The organism is Microvirga sp. BF8 (genome assembly GCF_059888585.1).
In genome coordinates, this window is the sequence record NZ_CM187619.1 from 1670503 (window position 1) to 1692125 (window position 21623).

Below are 21623 nucleotides of genomic sequence, written 5' to 3' on the forward strand. Positions count from 1 at the left end.
TAACTATGCATCATTCTTCGGACCATTCCGAGATTCGTGACGCTGTTGCGAAGCTCTGTTACGATTTTCCTGGCGAGTACTGGCGCAAGCTCGATCGTGAGATGGCATACCCGGCTGAATTCGTCGCGGCCTTGACCGAGAGCGGGTTCCTCTCGGCGCTGATACCCGAGGAGTATGGCGGAGCCGGCCTGCCGCTTTCCGCCGCCGCGGTCATCATGGAGGAAATTCAGCGGCAGGGCTGCAATGGCGCCGCCTGCCACGCGCAGATGTATGTAATGGGCACGTTGCTGCGGCATGGATCGGCCGAGCAGAAGCAGCGGTACCTGCCGAAGATCGCTTCGGGGGCACTTAGGCTTCAGGCCTTCGGTGTGACCGAACCGACGAGCGGTACCGATACGACCGCACTTCGCACGACGGCACGACGCGAAGGCGACCACTACGTCGTCAATGGCCAGAAAATCTGGACGAGCAGGGCCGCTCAATCCGATCTCATGCTCCTGCTTGCTCGCACCACGCCACGCGAGGACGTCTCCAGGCGTACCGACGGGCTTTCCGTCTTCATCCTCGACATGCGTGCTGCTCTAAAGGCGGGCCTGACCATCCGGCCGATCCGCACGATGATGAACCACGCCACGACCGAAGTCTTCTTTGACAATGTTCGCGTGCCCGTGGAGAACCTCGTCGGCGAGGAAGGCAAAGGCTTCCGTTATATTCTCTCAGGCATGAACGCGGAGCGCATTCTCATTGCGGCCGAATGCGTCGGGGACGCGAAGTGGTTCATCGAAAGGGCATCCACTTATGCAAAGGAGCGCCACGTCTTCGGCCGACCGATCGGCCAGAACCAGGGCATCCAGTTCCCGATCGCCAAGGCCTACGCAAACATGCGCGCCGCGGAGCTCATGGTACGGGAGGCGATCAGACTCTACGAGGCAGGCGAGAACCCCGGCGCAGAAGCCAATATGGCAAAGATGCTTGCTGCGGATGCTTCCTTCGAAGCTGCCAACGCATGCATCCAAACCCATGGCGGTTTCGGTTTCGCCGAGGAATATGACGTGGAACGCAAGTTCCGCGAGACGCGGCTCTATCAGGTCGCACCGATCTCGACGAATCTCATTCTCAGCTATCTCGCCGAGCATGTCCTCGGCATGCCGAGGTCATATTGATGAAGGACAATAACACTCCTGCCGTGGACCTCGTGCATCTGCGTGGCTGGATAGGCCGCCAAGATATCGGAACCGACGTCCTGAGTGAGGATCTCGCGCGCAAGTACCATGCGACATTGGACCTTGCAGGCGAGGCGCCCCGGCTTGGTGAAGTGGTACCTCGGCTGATCCATTTCTGTCTCGCTCAGCCGGCTGCGCCTACCGGGATGCTTGGGCCGGATGGCCATCCCGCGCGCGGCGGATTCTTGCCACCGGTGCCGCTGCCGCGCCGCATGTGGGCTGGAAGCAGTTTGATCTTCCATGATGACCTCAGGGTCGGCGATACGATCAAGCGTGTCTCGCAGATTGAGAATGTCGAACTGAAGCAAGGCCGCACCGGTGCGCTGTGCTTCGTTACCGTTGGTCATCAAATCGAGGCGAATGGCCGGCTCGTCGTGGAGGAACGTCAGGACCTCGTCTATCGAGAGCTCCAGGCCTCCGGTGGTGACAGCAAGCCGACCGTGGCCGAGCAGGGCACGCAGCAGCGCATGATGACGGCTGGGTCACCACTGCTTTTCCGCTACTCGGCGCTGACCTTCAACGGCCACCGTATACATTATGATCGTCGCTACGCCACCGAGATCGAGAACTATCCTGGACTTGTGGTTCATGGCCCGATGCAGGCGGCGTTGCTCTGCAACTACGCTGCCGAGTTGCGCTCTGCGCCGCCGACGCGCTTCAGCTTCCGCGGACTCTCCCCCCTCTTCGATGACGACGTCTTTGTCCTGCACGCGACTGAAGACGAAGAGAGACTGAAGCTGTGGACTGCCCGGAAGGGCGGCCCAATGTGCATGAGCGCCGAGGCCGCCTGGACATGAGCGCGAAGCAGGACTTCCTCGTCTCGCTCTTCGTTCCGGGTGACCGGCCGGAACGTTTTGAGAAGGCGGCGGCGGCTGGTGCGGACGCAATAATCATCGACCTCGAGGATGCAGTCGCCACCGAGGCTAAGGGCAAGGCCCGTGCGGCGTTGCGCTCCGGCTTCACGTCTCTGCCGGTCCTGGTGCGCGTCAATGGTATTGGCACGCCTTGGCACGACGCTGACATGGCCGTGCTGGCCGAACACCACTTTGCCGGAGTGATCGTGCCGAAGGCCGAGGCAAGTGAGGCATTTGAGACGCTTTGCTGCGGGTCCCCGCTTCCTGTCGTCGCACTGATCGAAAGCGCGCGCGGACTCGCCGATGCGCGCCAGATTGCGCGCACCCGCAACGTTGCCCGCGTAGCCTTTGGCAGCATCGACTTCTGTGCCGATCTCGGCTGCGCTCACACCCGCGAGGCGCTTCTGCAGGCGCGGAGCGAACTCGTGCTCGCCTCCCGCCTTGCCGGACTCGTGGCGCCGATTGACGGTGTTACCACTGCAATCGACGACACTGCCCTGGTTGCCAGTGATTCGCGCCACGCCCGAGATGTGGGATTCGGCGGTAAGCTCTGCATTCACCCTCGTCAGATCGAGGCTATCCGAGCCGGCTTTGCCCCTGATCAGACCGAGGTTGCTTGGGCACGTAGGGTACTGGCCAGCGGCGACGGTGTCGCTTCCGTGGATGGCGCGATGGTGGATGAGCCAGTTCGTCTCCGCGCCCGTTCTATCCTGGGACGCGCCGGCGTGACTGTGGACGCAGGATGAGCTCTTCGGTGATATGAGGACAGGCGAATGAAGCTTCTGGTGTGTGTGAAGCGGGTTGTGGACTACAACGTGAAGATCCGGGTGAAGGGTGACGGCTCGGGGGTGGAGCTTGCCAACGTCAAGATGGCGATGAACCCGTTCGACGAGATCGCGGTCGAGGAGGCGATCCGGCTGAAGGAAGCCGGCCAGGCGAGCGAGATCGTCGCGGTCTCGATCGGCCCGGCCCAGGCTGCCGAGACCATCCGCACGGCGCTGGCGATGGGGGCGGATCGCGGCCTCCTGGTCAAGACCGAGGCGAGCGTCGAGCCGCTGTCCGTGGCCAAGCTGCTCAAGGCGGTGATCGCCCAGGAGAAGCCCGACCTCGTCATCCTCGGCAAGCAGGCCATCGACGACGATTGCAACCAGACCGGCCAGATGCTGGCGGCGCTGCTGGGCTGGCCGCAGGGCACGTTTGCCTTCAAGGTGAAGGTCGGCGAGGGCGCGATTGCCGTCACCCGCGAGGTCGATGGCGGCCTGCAGACGCTCAACCTCACCCTGCCGGCGATCGTGACCACGGACCTGCGCCTCAACGAGCCGCGCTATGCCTCCCTGCCCAACATCATGAAGGCCAAGAAGAAGCCCCTCGACGAGACCTCGCCCGAGGCGCTCGGCATCGATGTCAGCCCGCGCCTGAAGGTGCTCAAGACCGCCGAGCCCGGCGGCCGCAAGGCCGGGGTCAAGGTGGCGTCGGTGGCCGAACTGGTCGCCAAGCTCAAGACCGAAGCCGGCGTGCTCTAAGGGAGAACCAGAACCATGACCACGTTGCTGATTGCCGAGCACGACAACGCTCAGCTCAAGGACGCCACCGCCAAGGCGCTGACCGCCGCCGCGGCGCTGGGCGGGCCCGTCCATGTCCTGGTCGCCGGCGCGAATGCCCGTGCCGCGGCCGAAGCGGCGTCCAGGCTGGCGGGGGTGGAGAAGGTGCTGCTCGCCGATGCGGCGGCCTACGAGCACCGGCTGGCCGAGCCGCTGGCGGCGCTGATCGTGGCGCTGGCCGGCCCCTATGCGGCGCTGGTGGCGCCGGCGACCAGCACCGGCAAGAACGTGATGCCGCGCGTCGCGGCGCTGCTGGATGTGATGCAGGTCTCCGACATCACCCGGGTGGTGGCGCCCGACACCTTCGAGCGGCCGATCTATGCCGGCAACGCCATCCAGACGGTGCAGGCGACCGATGCCAAGACGGTGCTCACCGTGCGCACCGCCGCCTTTGCGGCGGCCGGTGAGGGCGGCGCGGCCGCCATCGAGACGGTCCCTGCCGCCGCGGATCCGGGAGTGTCGTCGTTCCAGGGCGAGGAGATCGCACAAAGCGACCGGCCGGAGCTGACCTCGGCCAGGATCATCATCTCGGGCGGGCGTTCGCTCGGCTCGGCGGAGAACTTCAAGACCTATATCGAGCCGATTGCCGACCGGCTCGGGGCGGCGATGGGGGCGAGCCGGGCGGCGGTGGATGCCGGCTATGCGCCGAACGACTGGCAGGTCGGGCAGACCGGCAAGGTGGTGGCGCCGGATCTCTACATTGCGGTGGGGATTTCCGGGGCGATCCAGCATCTGGCCGGGATGAAGGATTCCAAGGTGATCGTGGCGATCAACAAGGACGAGGAGGCGCCGATCTTCCAGGTCGCCGATTACGGCCTCGTCGGCGACCTCTTCACAATCCTCCCGCAACTCAAGGAAGAGCTCGCTAAGGGCTCGCCCTGATGGCGGCCGATCAGCACGTTTCCGGCTGACGCCATTCCCGCGATTGAATTGTACGAGGTTCTGTATGACGAAATGTCGCCGCAACCATGTCGAAATGCAGCGCTTTGATTTTGACGCCGGCTGGATATCCCTGCCGGGATTCCCCGGGTTGGACGTGAAAATCCTGTCGGACGACTTAAACGAAACAACCAGGACGGGCGGGCGGTCGCGGCTCGTAAGGTTCACTCCCGGTGCATCCACCACGACCGCGCTGGTTCATGACTATTGGGAGGAGGTGTTCCTGCTCAACGGACAGCTTGCACCAGTTGAAGATGATGGGTCTGATGTCGCCTCAGGTCCAACCTATTCGCTTCGTCCGCCCGGAACTTCTCATGGGCCATTCGTATCCAAGACCGGCTGTATCCTTCTCGAAATACAATATTACGCGGTAGAGGGATCATAAGGCGGAGAGAATGACTGGCGGCCTGCTCGATCGGCGTTGAGTTCGGCTGCAGCAAAGCCGTGTGGCCACCCTGGCCCGGGCGACAGGTCCACGAAGTTGGTGTGACCTCGCCATTTGCGATGTCCCGCCGGTATGCCTGCCTTGAACATTGTGTAGTACGTCCCTGAAAACGCAGGCACAGGGGAGGCGACCCAGCAACGGGGGTGAAACGTTCCTCCCCGTGACCCGTGCAATGATCCCACCATGTCACGGAGCCGTCATCGAAGTGCATTTCAATGTCTGCCTTGGGCTAGGCGCACTCGGGGCTCGACAGCGAATGAACGCGATATTTCCGCAGTCTCAAATGACGGCAATGGAACAAGAGCCATCCGTCTTATCAATGAAGAACTTTGCTGTGGCCGTGCCGCACGGCGGGGGAATGGTCCCGATCGTTCGCGGCATCGATATGTCACTCCGAGCAGGCGAGTCCGTAGGCATCGTTGGCGAGTCAGGGTGCGGAAAAAGCATCACATGGCTTGCCGCGCTTCGCTTGCTGGGTGGAAAGGCCGTTGTATCGGGACAGGCCTGGCTCGGTGGCGCAGATCTCGTGTCTATGAGCAACAGCGCCATCGCAAGGGTACGGGGCAAGAAGATAGCGGTCATTTTTCAGGATCCGACCGCGTGCCTCAATCCCATCCAGCGCATCGGACGGCAACTCGGCGAGGCCCTTGCGCTTCATCAGGGCCTGAGCGGGAACGAGGCCACGACAGAGGCGAGGCGGCTGCTCGATCGTGTGGGTATCGCCGACGCTCCTCGCCGACTTCAGCAATATCCGCACGAATTGTCCGGAGGGATGAACCAGCGGGTCATGATTGCAATCGCTCTTGCGGGCAACCCTGAGGTTCTGATTGCGGATGAGCCGACAACCGCGCTCGACGCGACAATCCAGGCGCAAATCCTCGACCTCCTCCGGGACATACGGCGTGAGACCGGAATGGCACTGGTCCTGATCTCCCACGACCTGGGCGCCGTTGCCGACATAAGCGATCGGATTGCCGTCATGTACGCTGGCCGGTTCGTGGAGACCGGGCCGACGGCAGATATCCTGCTCCGGCCGCAGCATCCCTACACGCAGGGACTGCTTTCCGCCTTGCCCGACCTCGAAGGTCCACGGATGCGCTTGACCTCTATCCCCGGCATGGTCCCGCCCTTGGGATTCGTCCAGTCGGGCTGCAGCTTCGCCTCCCGCTGCGATCGCGCCACGACTCTCTGTGGGCAAAGTGTGCCGCCACTGTTCCCGAGTAACAGCGATGGGAGGGTTGCCTGCTGGTATGCAGGCTGTTCCAGCATGTCCACCGACGAAAGTCAGGGAATTGCCCGATGAGCAGCCTGCTTGTCGCCCGCGGCCTGACCAAGCACTACCGCATCAGAGACAATTTGAACCGCGAGCGGATCCTGCAAGCCGTCAATGGGGTGAGCTTCGCAGTCTCCCAGGGTCGGACGTTCGGTATCGTCGGTGAGTCGGGTTGTGGAAAATCAACGACGGCAAAGCTCATCCTGGGACTTGTCGCACCTTCATCCGGCACAGTGAGTCTCGGCGGCGTTCCAGTGCGAGCCGAGGCTGACGAGGAGTGGCGGGCCATGCGGCGCTGCATGCAGATGGTCTATCAGGATCCTTTCTCTGCTCTCGACCGGCGCATGACGGTTGGTCAGCAAGTAATGGAGCCCCTCGCCATTCACAGGATCGGAGACCGGAAGTCCCGTCAGGATCAAGCACGCAGCCTGTTCGAGGCGGTGGGTTTGAATGGTGGCCTCTTCAACCGCTATCCCCATGAACTTTCGGGCGGGCAGCGCCAGTGCGTCGTGCTGGCCCGCGCCCTGATCCTTGAGCCGAGTCTGGTCGTCTGCGACGAGCCTGTGTCTGCCCTCGACGTATCGGTGGCGGCGCAGGTCATAAATCTTCTGCAGGATGTGCAGGCGCGGTTCGGCACCACCTACGTGTTTATCAGCCACGACCTGAAGATCGTGCGGCAGATCGCGGACGAGGTCGCCGTGATGTATCTCGGTCGCATCGTCGAACAGGGTGATCCCGACGATCTGTTCCGGGCGCCCGCCCATCCCTATACGGAGGCCTTGGTCTCGGCTGTACCCACGATCCGCCGGAGCGTCGGCAAGAGGATTGTTCTGTCGGGCGACCCTGCCAATCCCGTCGACATGCCGACAGGCTGTCCATTCCACCCGCGATGCCCGCGTGCCGTCCCCCGATGCAAGACGGAAGCTCCTGTTTTGACGGGGTCTCAGGGCCGCGCCGTAGCCTGTCACCTCGTCCCCGGCCCACAATCGGCACCAACGCTTGCGGCCTAAATCCAGCGGATCAATACATGCTCTTACCCAACGCCTCCTTTGACAGGGTTCTCCTTGCCGTCTTCGATGGCCTACGTCCCGACCTCGTGAGCCAGGATCTCACGCCCAACATCATGCGGGTTGCCGCGCGAGGCACGTGGTTCCGGCAGGCGCGGAGTGTGTTCCCGCCCGTGACGCGGGTCGCCACGACTTCGATTGCGACCGGCGCTCCCCCTTCGGTTCACGGCATTGTCGGCAATAAGTTCTTTCATCATCCGGCGTTCCCCGACCGGGTATTCGACACAAGCCGGGTCGACCACATTCGAAGAGCCGAGGAAGTGCATGGCGGGCGGCTCGTCTCTCCAGATACCTTCGGCGACGTCTTGGCAGCGGCGGGCAGGCGCCTTGCCGTGGTTCATACGGGCAGTGCAGGCACGACCCACCTGATCAATCCGCGCGCCAAGGCGAACGGTCATTGGACATTCTCGATTCTCGGTCCCGACAGCACTCCGACCCCTGAGGCAGTCGAGGAGGTCGTCTCTAGGCTGGGTCCCTTGCCGGAGCGTACGCTGCCCCGTTTCGCCGAGCTGACTTACGCTCGCCGCGTCATGACGGAGTACGTCCTGCCGACCATCGTGCCAGACGTGGCGGTGATCTGGTTCAATGAGCCGGACACGACTTTCCACTATAAGGAGATCGGCTCAGCCGACGCGGACGCGGTCGTTCGCCATGTGGACTCCGAACTCGGCTGCATCCTGGACTGGCTGGACGCGCAGCCGGATGCAGACCGTACCGTGGTTCTGCTCGCTTCCGATCACGGGCAGATCGCCACCAGTGATGCCTGTGCGCTATTCGAACGGGGGCGCCGCGACGGCTTCGCCATTGGACTGGGCGACAAGCTCGATGGCGCCGCCTTCACAGTCACGGGCGGCCGAAGCGGGGAGATCAGGGTCCGCAATGACGATACCGATGATGTGAGCCACATCGCACGGTGGCTGTTGGATCAGGAGGAGGTCAGCCACGTCTTCAGCAGAGGGGACGGAGAGTTCGGCTCCGTGCCAGGCACCTTGTCGCTCGATGCCGTTGGCCTCGGCCACGACCGGTCTCCTGACCTGTTCTTCACGCTCGCCTCTCATCGGGGCGCCGACCATCGTGGCCTGCCGGGTGCCGGCCTGATGACGCCAGGGGACATTGCGGTGGGCGGGGGACAGCACGGGGGCCTCAACCCCTATGAGCTCAACAGTCTCCTTATCGTCGGGGGAAGGGGCGTTGCAGGACAGGGACAGGTGGACGTTCCTGCGGGGATTATCGACATCGCTCCCACAATTCTCGGGGCACTCGGCTTGGAGCGTGCACGGTCGATGATTGGCCGCAACCTTCTCGAAGCAGCGCGCGAGGAGCCGCGCGTCCGTCGCCTCGCCATCAGCGCTGCGGGACGGCAACGGCAAGTCGACGTCGTCGATCAGGACGGACGCCGCTTCATCCTCGGTGATCTATCGTAGGTCTCACCATCCGTTGCAACAGCAAAAGGGGCGGCCAAAGGGCCGCCCCTTCTTCATGTGAGCAAGAATGGGGCTCCTTCAAACGCGACCGAAGCTGAGATTGTCCGGGCGGAGGTCCATGAAGTAGAAAGTCGTTGGACGCCAACCGATGGAGCGTTTGATCGCGTAAGCTTCGGTCGGTTGGTAAAGGATCGTGGCCTGCGCCTCGTCCTCCCATGCATCCAGCATCTTGGTGAACAGAGCCTTGCGCTTGGCTGGGTCCGTCTCAGCTTCCAAAGCACGCCCTGCATCGTTGAAAGCGCCGGGGTTGCTCCAGAAGCCTGAGGTCTGGATTTCACCGCTCGGTCCCCAGGCAACCCAGATCGCACCGAGCGGATCGGGCAGGCGGGTCGAGTTCGACCAGTTGAAAATCTGCGCGCCGGGACCGCGTGCCTGGGTGGAATTCTCGACGACCTGAATGGACGCGTTGAGCCCCGCCGCTTTCCACATCTCGACCAGGATCTGCCCGGCCTCCAACGCATTGGTGTAGTAATTGGCCTGCGTGCGGTAGACGATCGGCTCACCCTTGTAGCCGGCTTCCGCCAATAGGGCTTTCGCCTTTGCCAAGTCGAATGGCAGCGTGCGTCCTTCGACGAACATTTGTCCGTACTCCGGAAAGTTGTGGCTCGCTGGCACGACTGCCTTGCCCTGCCAGAGTGTCTCGACGAGCTTTTTCCTGTCGATCGAGAGGCACAGGGCCTGACGGATGCGCTTGTCCGACAGCACCTTGTCCTTGGTATTCATGGCGAGGACATGAACATTCGCCAGAACGACCGAGCGGACGTCGATGTCGGGATAAGCGGCAACGACGGGTTCCTGGTCCGGCGGCACGTTTGTGATCAGGTCGTAGTCACCTGCCACCAAGCCTGCCACGCGGGCCGCCAGTTCGGGGACGCGCTTGAACTCCACGCGTTTCGCAGTGGGCCGGCCCATGAAATACTCGTCGAACGCCTCAAGGACCGTCGCTTCCGAGGCGTTGTGGGAAACGACCTTGTAGGGACCGGTGGCAACGGGCTTTTTCGAGAATGCCTCGAAGCCCATTTCCTCGTATGCCCGTTTGTTCACGATCCAGGCGCACCAGGACGCCAGGCGCTGCTCCAGCAGAACATCGGGCACCTTGGAGCGAAAGCGAACCGTGTAGCGGTCCACGACCTCGACGCTGGCCAGGGTCCCGAAATATGCCCGCCCTCCGGGGATCTGGGGCTTATCGCCGTAAAGCCGGCCCTCCCGGAACGTATAGGCGACGTCGTCTGCCGTGAGCTCGTCGCCGTTATGGAACCGGACGCCCTGTCGCAATGTGACGAGCAGTTCCATTGGTGACTTGCGCTCCCATGCGGTGGCCAGATGAGGCTTGAGTTCAGATCCGCCGCCGTCCGGCGCCCCCAGAAAGTCACGACGGATCAGCGTATCGAAGATCGAGTAGGTCACGCGTGTTCCGACATTTGAGAGCTCACGAGCCGGCTCCAGGGTAGCTGGAAGGTCCGCCACCGCGACAGTGAAAGTCGGTCTGGTATCGGAAGCGGCGCGGAGCCTAGATGCGGGAAGGACCAGTGGAACAGCAAGCGCGCCGCCCATGAAATCACGACGAGAGATTGCGAACATAGTGTCTCCGGATGATTGATCAGCCAATCAAAGGCGTCCGCCCGGGATTACCCGCATTAGGCGACGTCTGAGTGACAGCGCGGAGATGCAGTCGGCTGAAGAAGCCGTGGATCATCCAGCAGAATCCCGTCAGGACGAGCAGCCAGGACAGAGCGCAGGCCGGCGGTGTCAATGAGGCCAACAGGGAATGGCGGCCATTCCGGCCCGGGAACAGAGCGCGGCTGTCCGACCATGACCGCGCATCGAAGCCCGGCACACTGCACAGCCGCCACTCGCGCAACATCCGCATCGGCTTGCCAGAGACGGAACCATGTCGCTCCCGCGAACCGAGCTTGCGGTCCTAGGTCCGGATCTGACAGAAAGGCCAGAACGGCAATATCCGCATCGTGGCTGCGTGCCGCCGAGATGAGTGCGAGGGAGCGTAAACCGAGCATAACCCTTTCCCGGGCAGTCGCGACCGATTGCGCAATCGCGGACAGAGCATCCTCGGAGCCGGTCCTTACATCGAGAAGCAGGCCGCCTGGTTCGGAGCCGCGAACTGCCTCATCCAGCGTCATGAGACTGGGAACATGCTGCTGCAGGGTTCTGTAGCTCAGGTCCTCAACAGCGTGCTCTAGTCCCGCAATCCGCGTCAGGTCCGCATCATGAAAGCACACCAACCGGTGATCGGCCGTCATGCGTATGTCGACCTCGATCGCATCTGCGCCAGCATCCAGCGCAGCCCGTACCGTGGTCGCCGCATTCTCCGGGCCGAGTCTGGCACCGCCACGGTGGGCGATCACCAAAGGACGGTTCGTCGGCGCTTGCTGCCAGCTGAACATGGTCAGCTCCGATGATTGGAGGTAGGATCGAGGCGGTCGCGCAGCCAGTCGCCGAAGATGCTCATCGAGAGTGTCGTCAGGAAGATGAGAATGCCGGGGATGACGGCAATCCACCAGGCATTGAGAAGGTAGCGGCGGCCCTCGCCGAGCATGAGCCCTAGGGATGTCCCTGGTGGTTGAACACCAAGGCCCAGGAACGACAGAGATGTTTCGAGCAGAACCGTGCCGGGAAAATTGATCGTCGCCTGAACGACGAGGGGCGCCGCCATGTTCGGCAGGAGATGTCGCAGGACGACACGGCCGGACCTGGCGCCGAACGCCTCGACTGCCCTGATGTAGTCCGCCTCCTGTTCGGAGATCACCAGTCCTCGCGCGAGGCGCGTATAGCGTTCCCACCCATCGACACTGACGAGGACGATGAAAAGAAAGATGTTGTTTCCGAAGAACGCCAGCAGCGTCAGTGCAAGGAAAAGAGCTGGGATAGAGGCCTGGATGTCGACGAGCATCATGATGATCTGGTCAAGGAAACCCTTCGTCCGGGCAGCCAGGAGGCCGAGCAAGGTTCCGACCAAGGCGCCTAGGACCGTGCCGCAGACCGCAATGAGGATCGAGGTCCGGACTGCGTAAACCAGCCGACTCAGAAGGTCGCGTCCAAGATTGTCGGTTCCGAGCCAGTGGCGCTGATCTCCTCCCAGAAACGCCGGCGGACGAAACCGCGCGGTCAGGTCCTGGGTCGCGAAATGGGTCGGCGCTACGAGATCGGCGCAAAGGGCAACGACCATCATCAGGATCAGGAATGCAGCGGAGGCGATGACAAGCACCGGGGCCGCCATACGTGGGAACACGTGGATCCGTTTTCGCCGTTGCACCAAGAGGGTCAGCATTGTCATGACGCCCGCCCTTTCCCTCGTGCGCGGAATCCCCCGAGTCGGGGATCGAGGATGACGTGGAGGACGTCGACCATCAGGTTGGACAGGATCATGATTAGCGTCACGGTAAGGATGACGGCCTGGACGACGGGCAGGTCACGCGTGGCGACTGCGTCCACCAGCAGGCGGCCCATGCCGGGCCACGCAAAGATCGTTTCCGTAACGGCCGCGCCTGCCAGAATATTGCCGATCTCGATACCCAGGAACATGATGAGCGGCACGGCTGCGTTCGGAAGGGCGTGGCGCACAACAATGCCGAGCGGGCGGACGCCCTTGCCTCTGGCGGCCCGGATGAAGGGCTTCGTCAGCACTTCCAGCATCGCTGTTCGCACGAAGCGTGCAAGCCGTCCTGCAAGCGGCAGGCCAAGGGTAAGGGTCGGCATGATCAGGTTGATGGGACCGCTCGACCCCGCCGAGGGCAGAACCCGCAGTTTCAAGGCGAACAACAGGATCATCAGGACTCCCAGGAAGAACACGGGGATTGAGTAACCAAGTACCGCGAAGGACATCACGAAGCGATCGATGGCGCTGTTGTGGCGCACCGCCGCCACGATGCCGAGCGGGACTCCGACCATGAGGGCAAGAAGGAGCGCTGCGGTCCCGAGAAGAAAGGTCTTGGGGATTGCTTCCAACACGACATCGAGGGCAGGGCGGCTGTCGGCGAAGGATCTGCCGAACTCGCCCCGTGCGGCTCCCATGACGAAGCGGATGTATTGCTCACCAAGGGGCTCGCTCAATCCCCAGAGGACGCGGTATTGCTCGACAACGTCGGGAGGCGTCTCTGGCGGCAACATGATGGCGACTGGATCGCCGGCAAGGCGCAGAACAATGAAGACGGCGCTGACGCAGACGAGGAGGGTGACAAGAGACCGCGCAAGACGGGTGACCAGGAAGCGCATAAAAGGTGGAGCCGTCATCGATGGATGTTTCGATACGGGGTCGCACCAGTCTGTGACACTATGATGAACGGCACCGTGCGGTGTTGGCGCGAAGAATAGTTGTCACATAAGCACGATAGATACGAAGGCGCCTTGCATCGTTACCGGATAATGGAGACGAGGAGCTGCCATGAAACAGCCGAAGGCCATTCTCGCGGAGGAACCCAGCGTGATGCTCCGTGTCCGAGAGGCACGGACTGACAGGAACGTTACTTTCGGCTCCTGAAGAGAAGGCATAACCTCGGTTTCGTTTCCGGGCTTGGCAGGCCCATCGTAGCTGGCAGGTGCTGGCCGAGGGGGACGTCACCACAATCCCGCGATCTATGGGCCCCTGGCAGAGCCTCGTGAGGGGGATTGGTGGCAGGAATGGGTCAGCTGCCTGGCGTCCCGCTTGAATGCGGCCGCGCCGGAGGATTCTCGGCGCAGCGCCCGGGTACTATGCTTGGGCGCCAGGGCACGAGACGTCCAAGGTCTCCAGCTCCGTTCGCGAACGTGGTGCCGTTCGCGAGTTTACGGTCTTGGGAATGTGACCGCCTTGGGCGATATCTATGCCAGGGCAGACACAATTGAGGTCGTCGTGCAACAAAGAAACATCGACCTTCCGCTGCTGAAGAAGCATCGCCTTCGCGATCTCCTGGGTTCGTCGTGGCGCCACAAGTGGGCGGTCGGTGGATCGGCGCTTCTTGTCGCCGTTGCGATCTTGCTGATTGCGCGCTGGCTCTATGGCCCAGAAGTGGTGGCCTACAGCGTGATACGCGGGGATCTCGTCAAAACGGTCGTGGCCAGCGGCCATGTTGAAACGCCATACCGGGTCGAGATCGGCAGCCAAATCACGGGTACGGTCCAGGACGTGCTGGTCGAGGAAGGGCAGAAGGTGACCCGCCGCCAGCCACTCATTGCTCTTGATCCGACGGAGCTGCAGGACGAGGTCGTTCGTACCGAGGGTGCACTGGCGGAGGCGCAGGCACGAATGCGGCAGATGCGGGAGGTCACCCTTCCGGCCGCCCAGGAGGCCTTGAAGCAGGCCCAGGCGACCCTGGTCAACGCACAGGCGGCTTATGGGCGGGCTGAGCAACTGGCCCGGGGAGGCTATGGAAGCCAGGCTACGCTGGATGATGCCACCCGGGCACTCAACGTGAGCCAGACTTTGGTCCGCTCGGCCCAGCTCCAGGTCTACACCGCCAGTCCGGGAGGCAGCGACTTTGTCATGGCGGAGACACAGCTCAAGCAGGCGGAGGCGAGCCTCGCAACTGCCAAGACCCGGCTTGGCTATGCCACGATCAGGGCGCCGCGGGACGGGACTCTCATCAGCAGAAGCGTGGAGCGCGGCGCGGTGGTCCAACCCGGCAAGGCGTTGCTGATCCTCGCTCCCGAGGGCGAGGTCCAACTCGTAGTCCAGATCGACGAGAAGAACCTCGGCCTTCTGAAACTGGGCCAGGACGCGCTCGGTTCGGCGGATGCCTACCCCAACGAGCGCTTTCCGGCTCGCCTCGTCTATATCAATCCCGCCGTCGACATTGCTCGCGCTTCGGTCGAAGTGAAATTTCTGGTTCCCGATCCTCCGCCCTATCTCCGCCAGGACATGACCGTTTCCGTGGACGTCGAGGTGGATCGCCGTCTCTCCGCCCTGATCGTGCCGGCGCGCGTGGTGCACGAGCCCAATTCCGCATCCCCTTTCGTCCTCGCCGTGCGCGATCATCGAGCACGTATGCAGCCCGTGAAGCTGGGCCTCCGCGCGGGCGACAGGATCCAGATCGTTGAAGGGGTGACAGCGGGCGAAAAATTGATCCCTGTAGGTTCCGGAGTGAGGGCTGGGCAGCGGGTGAGGCCGATTGCGCCATGAAGCGTTGGCTCCCATTCGAATGGATCGCGGCCCTTCGGTTCCTCGCCGAAGGGCGCATGCAGACCGGCTTCATTCTCGGGGGCATCGCTCTTGGCGTGGGCGTCATCGTTTTCATGTCCGCAATGCTGGCCGGGCTCCAGGCCAACTTCATCAAAAGGGTCCTGACCTCTCAGCCCCAGATCCAGCTGTTGCCGCCTGACGAGGTGGCGCGTCCGCTGCGCGGCGGGACTGGGGTTGTCGAGGCCGCCATTGTCCAGCGCCCGACCCAGCGCATCCGGTCGCTCGACCAGTGGCAGAGCATCCGCACTCAAATGCAGGCACGACCGGATATCGTCGTGGTTTCTCCGACCGCATCCGGGGCCGCACTGGCCATAAGGGGTGACGCGAGCCGCTCGATCACCCTGACGGGCATGGAGCCGGAGCACTATTTCCAGATCGTGCGTCTGCCCGACTACATTGTGTCCGGCGAGCCCCGGTTGGGAACGGACGACATCCTGGTGGGAACGGAGCTCGCCAAGGAGTTGGGAGCGACGCTCGGCGACAAGATCAATGTGACGACCGCCGCCGGCGGTTTGCGAACCCTGACCATCCGGGGGATCTTCGATCTCGGGAACAAGGGGGTCAACGGGCGCAGCACCTTCGTTGCGCTGCGGACCGCCCAGAGTCTGCTGGACCTGATCGGTGGTGTCACGACCATCGACCTGACCGTCACCGACATCTACGCCGCCGAGGCGATTGCGCAGGAAATCAAGGCGGCCCTTCCGGTGGAGGCGGATAGCTGGATCGCCACCAACGCGCAGTTTTTCACGGCTGTGCGGGCACAGCAGAACTCCAATACGCTGATCCGACTGTTCGTGGGCCTGTCAGTCGCCTTCGGCATCGCGGCTGTCCTGATTGTGTCCGTAATCCAGCGCTCCAAGGACATTGGCATTCTGCGCGCCATGGGCACCGCGCGCGGCCAGATCCTGCGGGTGTTTCTGATCCAGGGCGGCGTCTTGGGCTTTTTAGGCTCGCTCGTGGGATCGGCCATGGGCGCCGGCGCGCTGACGCTGTGGCACGCTTATGCGCGGCAGGTGGATGGGAGCGAGCTTTTTCCGCTGCTGCTGCGGCCCTCCCTGTTTGTCGCGGCGGCGGGATTGGCGACCCTGACCGGCATCATCGCTGGCATTGCGCCGGCCTTGCGCGCCGCACGCCTCGATCCCGTGGAGGCGATCCGTGGCTGACCTGCTGCTCCTCGATAATATCCGCAAGTCGTACAATATCGGAACTCCGATCGAGACAGAGATCCTGCACGGCATCAATCTGACCGTCGGGACTGGCGAGTTCGTAGCGATCATGGGTCCCTCGGGTTCGGGCAAGAGCACCTTGCTCAACATCATCGGTCTGCTGGATCGGCAGACATCGGGCCGCTTGGTCATCAACGGCGCCGATACGGCTGATTTATCCGACAGCGATCTTACGCGATTGCGGGGACACAGCATCGGCTTCGTGTTCCAATACCATTATCTGATCTCGGCCTTTACGGCGCTGGAGAACGTCATGATGCCCATGCTTGTGGACCGGAGACATCCCGATCGCGAGATGGAGCAGCGCGCATCCGAGCTCCTCGAGCTCGTTGGGCTGTCCAAGTGGCGCAACAATCGGGCCACCAACATGTCTGGTGGACAGCAGCAGCGAGTCGCCATCGCTCGCGCGCTTGCTATGGATCCTCCCCTGATCCTTGCCGATGAGCCGACCGGCAATCTCGATACCGTCTCCGCCGACGGCGTCTTCGAGATGATGCGACGCTTCAACCGTGAACGCGGAACCACTTTTCTGACCGTGACCCACAACCTGGGCCTGGCCAAGCGCTGCGACCGAATAATCCAGGTGGTGGACGGGCAGATCGCCGGCGAGGCGAGCGCCAGGAGCGGTCTGGGATGACGGAGCGCATCGTGTCGCAACGACAGGCCCGAATAGAATGTGGCGCTGCCGTTTGGCCCCAGCGCAAGTCCAGCTCGCGTGTGACCGCTGCCAAGGGTGCAATGGAACCGTTGCCGTAAGGTCACATGCGGTAGGAAAACCTGCCTGTGATCGCCGATCCGGTGGACTGTAGGGCAGCCAATCTTATGGTGCCCCCGACGCTTCGGGCCACTTGATGTGTGCCTCGGCACCATCAAGAAGAATCATGTTCCAGACCGTCCATTTTCTCGTCGAGCAAGGTCCAAAAATCTCGACACCAACTTTGCCGAGAGACACCGGTCAGGCCCGTAAGGTCGGCGCTCGCACCCAGAGCCACGCCCTCGAGGGCGATCTCACCAAGAAGTTCGACCCGTATTCAGTAGTGAGGGGCCGGCGGTGACGGGATCGGCGACTCCGGTCCGCGCCTCCTACAAGGTTCGACGGCACAGGCAAATCAGCAGAAATAAACGGAGAGGGGCGATGGAATATTCTGGAAAGGTTCGAAATTCGGGCAGATCGAGCCTACGGCACCTTGCCCTGTCCGCCGCCTCCACTCTTGCCCTGATTGCTCCGGCCCATGCGGTGAACCTCAACGACCCTGCGGAAGCAGCGGCGGGCGGAATTGCAAACTATTGGGACACGGGAAACGCCCTCCCCAATGTCGTATCCATATACAGCATGGAACGTGGGAGTTGGTGCACAGGAACCCTGATCAACAGCCGCACGGTCCTCACCGCCTCTCACTGTCTCATTAATGAAGATACGGGCCAGGTCTTCACGTACCCGTCCGTCCCGCAATTCCAGGTCCGGTTCGGAAGCAATTCCGCGATCGGAACGGTCGACGACCGGGGGCTCAGCGGCGTCTATGCGCACCGCAGTTACCCCGCGGATGGATTCGGCAATAACGACATTGCCCTGCTGTCGCTCAACGCCCCGGTTACCGGCATTAGGCCCGTCACGCTCATCGCACCTGGCGATCCGCTTCCGGCGATTGGATCGGTTGTCCTCATTTCGGGCTACGGCGCCTCCGGCACCGGCACGAGTCCTGACGTGAACGACGATGGCAAGCGACGGATTGCCTACACCAACATCGGCGCGTACGCGCCGACCGAGGCTGGCAACCCCAGGTCCATCGCGGCGCAGTTCAGGATTCCGGGTTCACCCGACCAGCCTGATCGGTTCAATTTGGACGCGCAGGGTGTTCCGGTTCCGCCCCTGCAGGGGCAACCTGGTCCAGGCGACAGCGGCGGGCCACTCTTTCTCGTCACCGAGAACGGCCTCATCCAGATCGGCACTGTCATCGGCGGAGGAAGCGGCTATGGGGCTGTCGATTTCTGGACCCCGGTGCAGGACTATTACGCGTGGATCCTTCAGAACAACCCTCTGCGCTGGACCGCGGCCAAGTTGGGCGTCTTCAACTGGAGCAATCCGAACGCATGGTCCGACACTCTCGGACGAAGCGAGGTGCCGAATAATCAAGGCGGCACCTTTGCCGGATATGGTGAAGTCGGCCGGTACTACGATGTGTCACTGGATAAGCCTTCGGTCATCACGACGGATATGGACCCTACGGTCGACAGCGTGACCATCGTCAATACGCAGGCTGCCCTCAGCATTCCAAACCAAAGGGTTCTCACGACGGTCCTTGATACGTCGATCCTTGCCGGCACCTTGCAGGTCGATGGGCGCCTCAATGCGCAAAATGTCTTCCTTCAAGGCGGTATCCTCGGCGGCTCCGGCACGATCGGAGCGACATGGCTCGTGAATTCGGGCGGCACAGTGGCCCCGGGTCAGGCATCCAGCCCGGGAATCCTTACGATCGCCGGGCACTATGTGCAGCAGGCGGGCGGTACACTGTCGATCAGGCTTCTGGGCGCCTCCTCGGATCGTCTGGCAGTCCAAGGTTTCGCATCTCTCGATGGAACATTGGCTCTGAACGGCAGCGCGACCAGCGTTGATCTGACCAGGAGCCACACCGTGCTCTCATCCGATTCTGGGATCAGCGGCCGGTTTTCCCGTGTGACGTCTAACTTTCTGTTCCTCGACCCGAACGTCACCTACCAGTCCGAGCTGATCAACGTGACCTTCGTACGCAATGCCCGGCCATTCGATGGAATCGCAGCCGATGCTACGGACGATGCGGTGGCCGATGCCGTGACCGGGCTCGGACCGTCGGACCCAATCTATACTGCCATCCTTACCAGCACGAGCGCGCAGGATGCCCGCAATGCTCTGGATGCTCTGTCGGGCGAGGCTCATGCCTCGGCGTCAACGGTCGCCTATGGCAACGCACAACTTATCGGAAATTCCATCCTCTCCCGCCTGAGGGAGCCACTGGCCGGCCGTGCCCTGCCGCACCTGGCGCAGGGCTCCTATGCGGCAGCCTTCGCCGCCGATGTTTCTGGTGGCAACTTGCAACCGGTCCCGGTGACGCCTGTTCCGGACCGGCGCCGCTATGCCCTGTGGGGCGAGGGCTTCGGCTCCTGGGGTAAGATCGGCTCTACGGCAAACACGTCTGGCCTGAACCTGTCCACAGGCGGGTTCGTCCTCGGCGCCGATGCACAGGTGAGCGACGGCATCCGCCTCGGACTGGCAGGTGGTTTCATCCGCACCTCCTTCGATGTCGACCGCCTCCTGTCCTCGGGCTCCAATGAGAGCGTGTTCGGCGCTCTCTACGGCTCCACGAACTGGGGAGCATTCGGATTGCGCTTCGGCGCAGCCTATGCCGGGCACGATATCGACACTCAGCGTACCATCGCGTTCCCGGGCTTCGCCGATGCGACGAGCGCCGCCTATGATGGCGCAACCCTTCAGGCGTTCGGCGAGGTCGGCTACCGTGTCGCTGCCGGGGGACTCCAGTTTGAGCCGTTCCTCGGCGTCTCTGTCCTGCGTCTGCACACCGGCAGCTTTGTCGAAAATGGCGGTGCAGCCTCCCTGTTCGGCGCCAGCCGCACCTATGATCTCGGCACCACGACAATGGGGTTGCGAGCTGAGGCACGGCTGAGTCAGGAGGTGCCGCTGACTCTCACAGGTCTGCTCGGCTGGAGGCATGCCTATGGGGATGTGGAGCCCGAGGCGCTGCTGGCGTTCGCGGGCGGAACATCGGCGTTCAACGTGGCCGGTGTACCAGTGGACCGCGATGCACTTGTGGCGGAGGCGAAGCTCGACTGGCAGGCTTCTGATGCAGTGGGCTTGGGGATCAACTACAATGGTCAGATCGGTGAAAGGGCGCAGGACCACACCCTCAAGGGCCACTTCACTTGGAGGTTCGGGAGCTATTAACTCGGACCATGTCGCACATTCGAACCTGGCAACGAGTTGAGCGATATCCGCCCGGCACGCGCCGATCTTTCCATGGCATCCTCTGTCGAGCGCGAGATTGGGCCGTCTCTTACGGGAGGGTCACCTGCGGTACTGTTCGTCCGTGACGTGCTCCATCCAGTCGACAGCCGAGCCGTTGAGCTTCTCCTGGACGGCGATGTGGCTCATGGCCGTGGTGGTTGTGGCGCCGTGCCAATGCTTCTCGCCAGGTTCAAACCAGACCACGTCGCCGGGCCGGATCTCCTCGATGGGCCCGCCCTCGCGTTGAATCCAGCCGAGGCCCGATGCGACGATGAGGGTCTGGCCGAGGGGGTGCGTGTGCCAGGCCGTTCGGGCCCCAGGCTCAAAGGTCACCAGCGCCCCCGCAACGCGGGCCGGATCGGGCGGGCTGAACAGTGGATCGATCCGGACCGAACCGGTGAACCACTCCACCGGCCCCTTTCCGGAAGGTTGTGAACCACTTCGCTTGATCTCCATCATCATTCCCCTTCACGGATGTGCTTCTTCGACTCGCTGGCGTCGTCCTGCGCCAAACATTGGGCGTGCCCCTCAATAGCCGACGCGGCGACCGTGACAATCATGCCCGATGACATCGAGGCTGGCAGGCCTCTCAGCATCGGAGGAAGGCCGCTGCGCCACTCCATTCCGCACTAGGCGGCACAGCGGCATCTCTTACGCTCACTCCTTGAGCGATGCCATGTCGATCACGAAGCGATATCGAACGTCGGAGCGCTCCATCCGCTCGTATGCCTCGTTGATCTCGTCCATGCGGATCGTCTCCGTCTCCGGCAGGATGGTCTTGCGGGCGCAAAAATCAAGGAGCTCCTGCGTCTCTCGAATGCCTCCGATCGACGAGCCCGCCACACGCCGCCGTCCCAGCAGGAGCGGAACGGACGACATCTCGTCGATTGGGCCGATCTGCCCGACGATCACGAGCGTACCATCCACGTCGAGCAGCGGCAGATACGGGTTGAGGTCATGCTTGCTGGGAACGGTGTCGATGATGAGATCGAAGCTGCTGGCAGCCTGCGCCATGGCGTCGGGATCGGTCGAGACGAGAAGCCTGTCCGCTCCGAGGGCCAGCGCATCGGCCCGCTTGTCGGGCGTGCGACTCATGACCGTCACGTGCGCCCCGAGGCCCGATGCGAGCTTCACGGCCATGTGGCCGAGACCGCCGAGGCCGATCACGCCAACGCGGCTGCCCGGGCCAACACGCCATGTGCGCAGGGGCGAGTAGGTGGTAATGCCCGCGCACAGCAGCGGGGCCGTCCGGGAGATGTCCAATCCCTCCGGAACCCGCAGGACGAACTCCTGGCGGACCACGATGTGCTTGGAATAACCCCCGTGGGTCATCTCCTGCGTG

At 62.8% G+C, this 21623-nt stretch carries 19 protein-coding genes; 13 read left to right on the forward strand and 6 right to left on the reverse strand.

The window, feature by feature from the left end; genetic code table 11:
- The first annotated feature begins 5 nt into the window (after window positions 1-5).
- From AC522E_RS08015 to AC522E_RS08055, 9 genes are all read left to right on the forward strand, one after another.
- Window positions 6-1163: an acyl-CoA dehydrogenase family protein gene (locus AC522E_RS08015; RefSeq protein WP_500749883.1), complete on the forward strand. Its 1158-nt coding sequence runs from the start codon at window positions 6-8 to the stop codon at window positions 1161-1163.
- Window positions 1163-2020: an HTD2 family dehydratase gene (locus tag AC522E_RS08020; protein ID WP_500750612.1), complete on the forward strand. Its 858-nt coding sequence runs from the start codon at window positions 1163-1165 to the stop codon at window positions 2018-2020. Before AC522E_RS08015 ends, AC522E_RS08020 begins: the two co-directional genes overlap by 1 nt.
- Complete coding sequence (locus AC522E_RS08025; protein WP_500749884.1) at window positions 2017-2823, forward strand: HpcH/HpaI aldolase/citrate lyase family protein; 807 nt, start codon at window positions 2017-2019, stop codon at window positions 2821-2823. The genes AC522E_RS08020 and AC522E_RS08025 overlap by 4 nt, the downstream gene beginning before the upstream one ends.
- A 27-nt stretch (window positions 2824-2850) precedes the next feature.
- Complete coding sequence (locus AC522E_RS08030) at window positions 2851-3600, forward strand: electron transfer flavoprotein subunit beta/FixA family protein (RefSeq protein WP_500747518.1); 750 nt, start codon at window positions 2851-2853, stop codon at window positions 3598-3600.
- Window positions 3601-3615: 15 nt separating this feature from the next.
- Window positions 3616-4560: an electron transfer flavoprotein subunit alpha/FixB family protein gene (locus tag AC522E_RS08035; protein ID WP_500749885.1), complete on the forward strand. Its 945-nt coding sequence runs from the start codon at window positions 3616-3618 to the stop codon at window positions 4558-4560.
- 94 nt (window positions 4561-4654) lie between these two features.
- Window positions 4655-5002 (forward strand): cupin domain-containing protein, encoded by a 348-nt coding sequence (locus AC522E_RS08040; RefSeq protein ID WP_500750613.1) that lies wholly within the window; start codon window positions 4655-4657, stop codon window positions 5000-5002.
- Between the two features lie 379 nt (window positions 5003-5381).
- The gene (locus AC522E_RS08045; protein ID WP_500749886.1) at window positions 5382-6365 is read left to right on the forward strand and encodes an ABC transporter ATP-binding protein; all 984 of its coding nucleotides are present in this window, start codon (window positions 5382-5384) and stop codon (window positions 6363-6365) included.
- On the forward strand, window positions 6362-7345 hold the full coding sequence (locus AC522E_RS08050) for an ABC transporter ATP-binding protein (RefSeq protein WP_500749887.1): 984 nt from the start codon (window positions 6362-6364) through the stop codon (window positions 7343-7345). The genes AC522E_RS08045 and AC522E_RS08050 overlap by 4 nt, the downstream gene beginning before the upstream one ends.
- A 17-nt stretch (window positions 7346-7362) precedes the next feature.
- A complete protein-coding gene (locus AC522E_RS08055; protein ID WP_500749888.1) occupies window positions 7363-8826 on the forward strand; it encodes an alkaline phosphatase family protein in 1464 nt (487 codons plus the stop codon).
- Window positions 8827-8904: 78 nt separating this feature from the next.
- On the opposite strand, the gene AC522E_RS08060 is transcribed toward AC522E_RS08055, so the two are convergent.
- The 4 genes from AC522E_RS08060 to AC522E_RS08075 are packed head-to-tail and all read right to left on the reverse strand — an operon-like array spanning window position 8905 to window position 13134.
- Window positions 8905-10467: an ABC transporter substrate-binding protein gene (locus AC522E_RS08060; RefSeq protein ID WP_500749889.1), complete on the reverse strand. Its 1563-nt coding sequence runs from the start codon at window positions 10465-10467 to the stop codon at window positions 8905-8907.
- A 56-nt stretch (window positions 10468-10523) separates the two neighbouring features.
- Entirely contained in the window at window positions 10524-11288 is a 765-nt protein-coding gene (locus AC522E_RS08065; protein WP_500749890.1) for a glycerophosphodiester phosphodiesterase, read from the reverse strand.
- A gap of 2 nt (window positions 11289-11290) precedes the next feature.
- Window positions 11291-12178 (reverse strand): ABC transporter permease, encoded by an 888-nt coding sequence (locus tag AC522E_RS08070; RefSeq protein WP_500749891.1) that lies wholly within the window; start codon window positions 12176-12178, stop codon window positions 11291-11293.
- A complete protein-coding gene (locus tag AC522E_RS08075; protein WP_500749892.1) occupies window positions 12175-13134 on the reverse strand; it encodes an ABC transporter permease in 960 nt (319 codons plus the stop codon). The genes AC522E_RS08070 and AC522E_RS08075 overlap by 4 nt, the downstream gene beginning before the upstream one ends.
- Before the next feature lie 598 nt (window positions 13135-13732).
- Between AC522E_RS08075 and AC522E_RS08080 the strand changes: the two genes are divergently transcribed.
- From AC522E_RS08080 to AC522E_RS08095, 4 genes are all read left to right on the forward strand, one after another.
- Window positions 13733-14998, forward strand: a complete 1266-nt coding sequence (locus tag AC522E_RS08080) for an efflux RND transporter periplasmic adaptor subunit (protein WP_500749893.1) — start codon at window positions 13733-13735, stop codon at window positions 14996-14998.
- Window positions 14995-16221 (forward strand): ABC transporter permease, encoded by a 1227-nt coding sequence (locus AC522E_RS08085; RefSeq protein WP_500749894.1) that lies wholly within the window; start codon window positions 14995-14997, stop codon window positions 16219-16221. The genes AC522E_RS08080 and AC522E_RS08085 overlap by 4 nt, the downstream gene beginning before the upstream one ends.
- Entirely contained in the window at window positions 16214-16921 is a 708-nt protein-coding gene (locus AC522E_RS08090; RefSeq protein ID WP_500749895.1) for an ABC transporter ATP-binding protein, read from the forward strand. Before AC522E_RS08085 ends, AC522E_RS08090 begins: the two co-directional genes overlap by 8 nt.
- A gap of 498 nt (window positions 16922-17419) precedes the next feature.
- The gene (locus AC522E_RS08095; RefSeq protein ID WP_500749896.1) at window positions 17420-20221 is read left to right on the forward strand and encodes an autotransporter outer membrane beta-barrel domain-containing protein; all 2802 of its coding nucleotides are present in this window, start codon (window positions 17420-17422) and stop codon (window positions 20219-20221) included.
- A 120-nt stretch (window positions 20222-20341) separates the two neighbouring features.
- Here the strand turns inward: AC522E_RS08095 and AC522E_RS08100 are convergent, their stop codons facing one another.
- Both AC522E_RS08100 and AC522E_RS08105 read right to left on the reverse strand, forming a co-directional pair.
- On the reverse strand, window positions 20342-20737 hold the full coding sequence (locus AC522E_RS08100; RefSeq protein ID WP_500750614.1) for a (R)-mandelonitrile lyase: 396 nt from the start codon (window positions 20735-20737) through the stop codon (window positions 20342-20344).
- 201 nt (window positions 20738-20938) lie between these two features.
- Complete coding sequence (locus AC522E_RS08105; RefSeq protein ID WP_500749897.1) at window positions 20939-21613, reverse strand: NAD(P)-dependent alcohol dehydrogenase; 675 nt, start codon at window positions 21611-21613, stop codon at window positions 20939-20941.
- Window positions 21614-21623: the final 10 nt, after the last annotated feature.

Coding starts and splice junctions, on each gene's coding strand:
- AC522E_RS08040 (WP_500750613.1), top strand. CDS start 4,655: ATGCAGCGCTTTGATTTTGACGCCGGCTGGATATCCCTGCCGGGATTC.
- AC522E_RS08085 (WP_500749894.1), top strand. CDS start 14,995: ATGAAGCGTTGGCTCCCATTCGAATGGATCGCGGCCCTTCGGTTCCTC.
- AC522E_RS08025 (WP_500749884.1), top strand. CDS start 2,017: ATGAGCGCGAAGCAGGACTTCCTCGTCTCGCTCTTCGTTCCGGGTGAC.
- AC522E_RS08055 (WP_500749888.1), top strand. CDS start 7,363: ATGCTCTTACCCAACGCCTCCTTTGACAGGGTTCTCCTTGCCGTCTTC.
- AC522E_RS08045 (WP_500749886.1), top strand. CDS start 5,382: ATGAAGAACTTTGCTGTGGCCGTGCCGCACGGCGGGGGAATGGTCCCG.
- AC522E_RS08105 (WP_500749897.1), bottom strand. CDS start 21,613: ATGACCCACGGGGGTTATTCCAAGCACATCGTGGTCCGCCAGGAGTTC.
- AC522E_RS08020 (WP_500750612.1), top strand. CDS start 1,163: ATGAAGGACAATAACACTCCTGCCGTGGACCTCGTGCATCTGCGTGGC.
- AC522E_RS08100 (WP_500750614.1), bottom strand. CDS start 20,737: ATGGAGATCAAGCGAAGTGGTTCACAACCTTCCGGAAAGGGGCCGGTG.
- AC522E_RS08035 (WP_500749885.1), top strand. CDS start 3,616: ATGACCACGTTGCTGATTGCCGAGCACGACAACGCTCAGCTCAAGGAC.
- AC522E_RS08015 (WP_500749883.1), top strand. CDS start 6: ATGCATCATTCTTCGGACCATTCCGAGATTCGTGACGCTGTTGCGAAG.
- AC522E_RS08095 (WP_500749896.1), top strand. CDS start 17,420: ATGGAATATTCTGGAAAGGTTCGAAATTCGGGCAGATCGAGCCTACGG.
- AC522E_RS08070 (WP_500749891.1), bottom strand. CDS start 12,178: ATGACAATGCTGACCCTCTTGGTGCAACGGCGAAAACGGATCCACGTG.
- AC522E_RS08050 (WP_500749887.1), top strand. CDS start 6,362: ATGAGCAGCCTGCTTGTCGCCCGCGGCCTGACCAAGCACTACCGCATC.
- AC522E_RS08060 (WP_500749889.1), bottom strand. CDS start 10,467: ATGTTCGCAATCTCTCGTCGTGATTTCATGGGCGGCGCGCTTGCTGTT.
- AC522E_RS08030 (WP_500747518.1), top strand. CDS start 2,851: ATGAAGCTTCTGGTGTGTGTGAAGCGGGTTGTGGACTACAACGTGAAG.
- AC522E_RS08065 (WP_500749890.1), bottom strand. CDS start 11,288: ATGTTCAGCTGGCAGCAAGCGCCGACGAACCGTCCTTTGGTGATCGCC.
- AC522E_RS08075 (WP_500749892.1), bottom strand. CDS start 13,134: ATGACGGCTCCACCTTTTATGCGCTTCCTGGTCACCCGTCTTGCGCGG.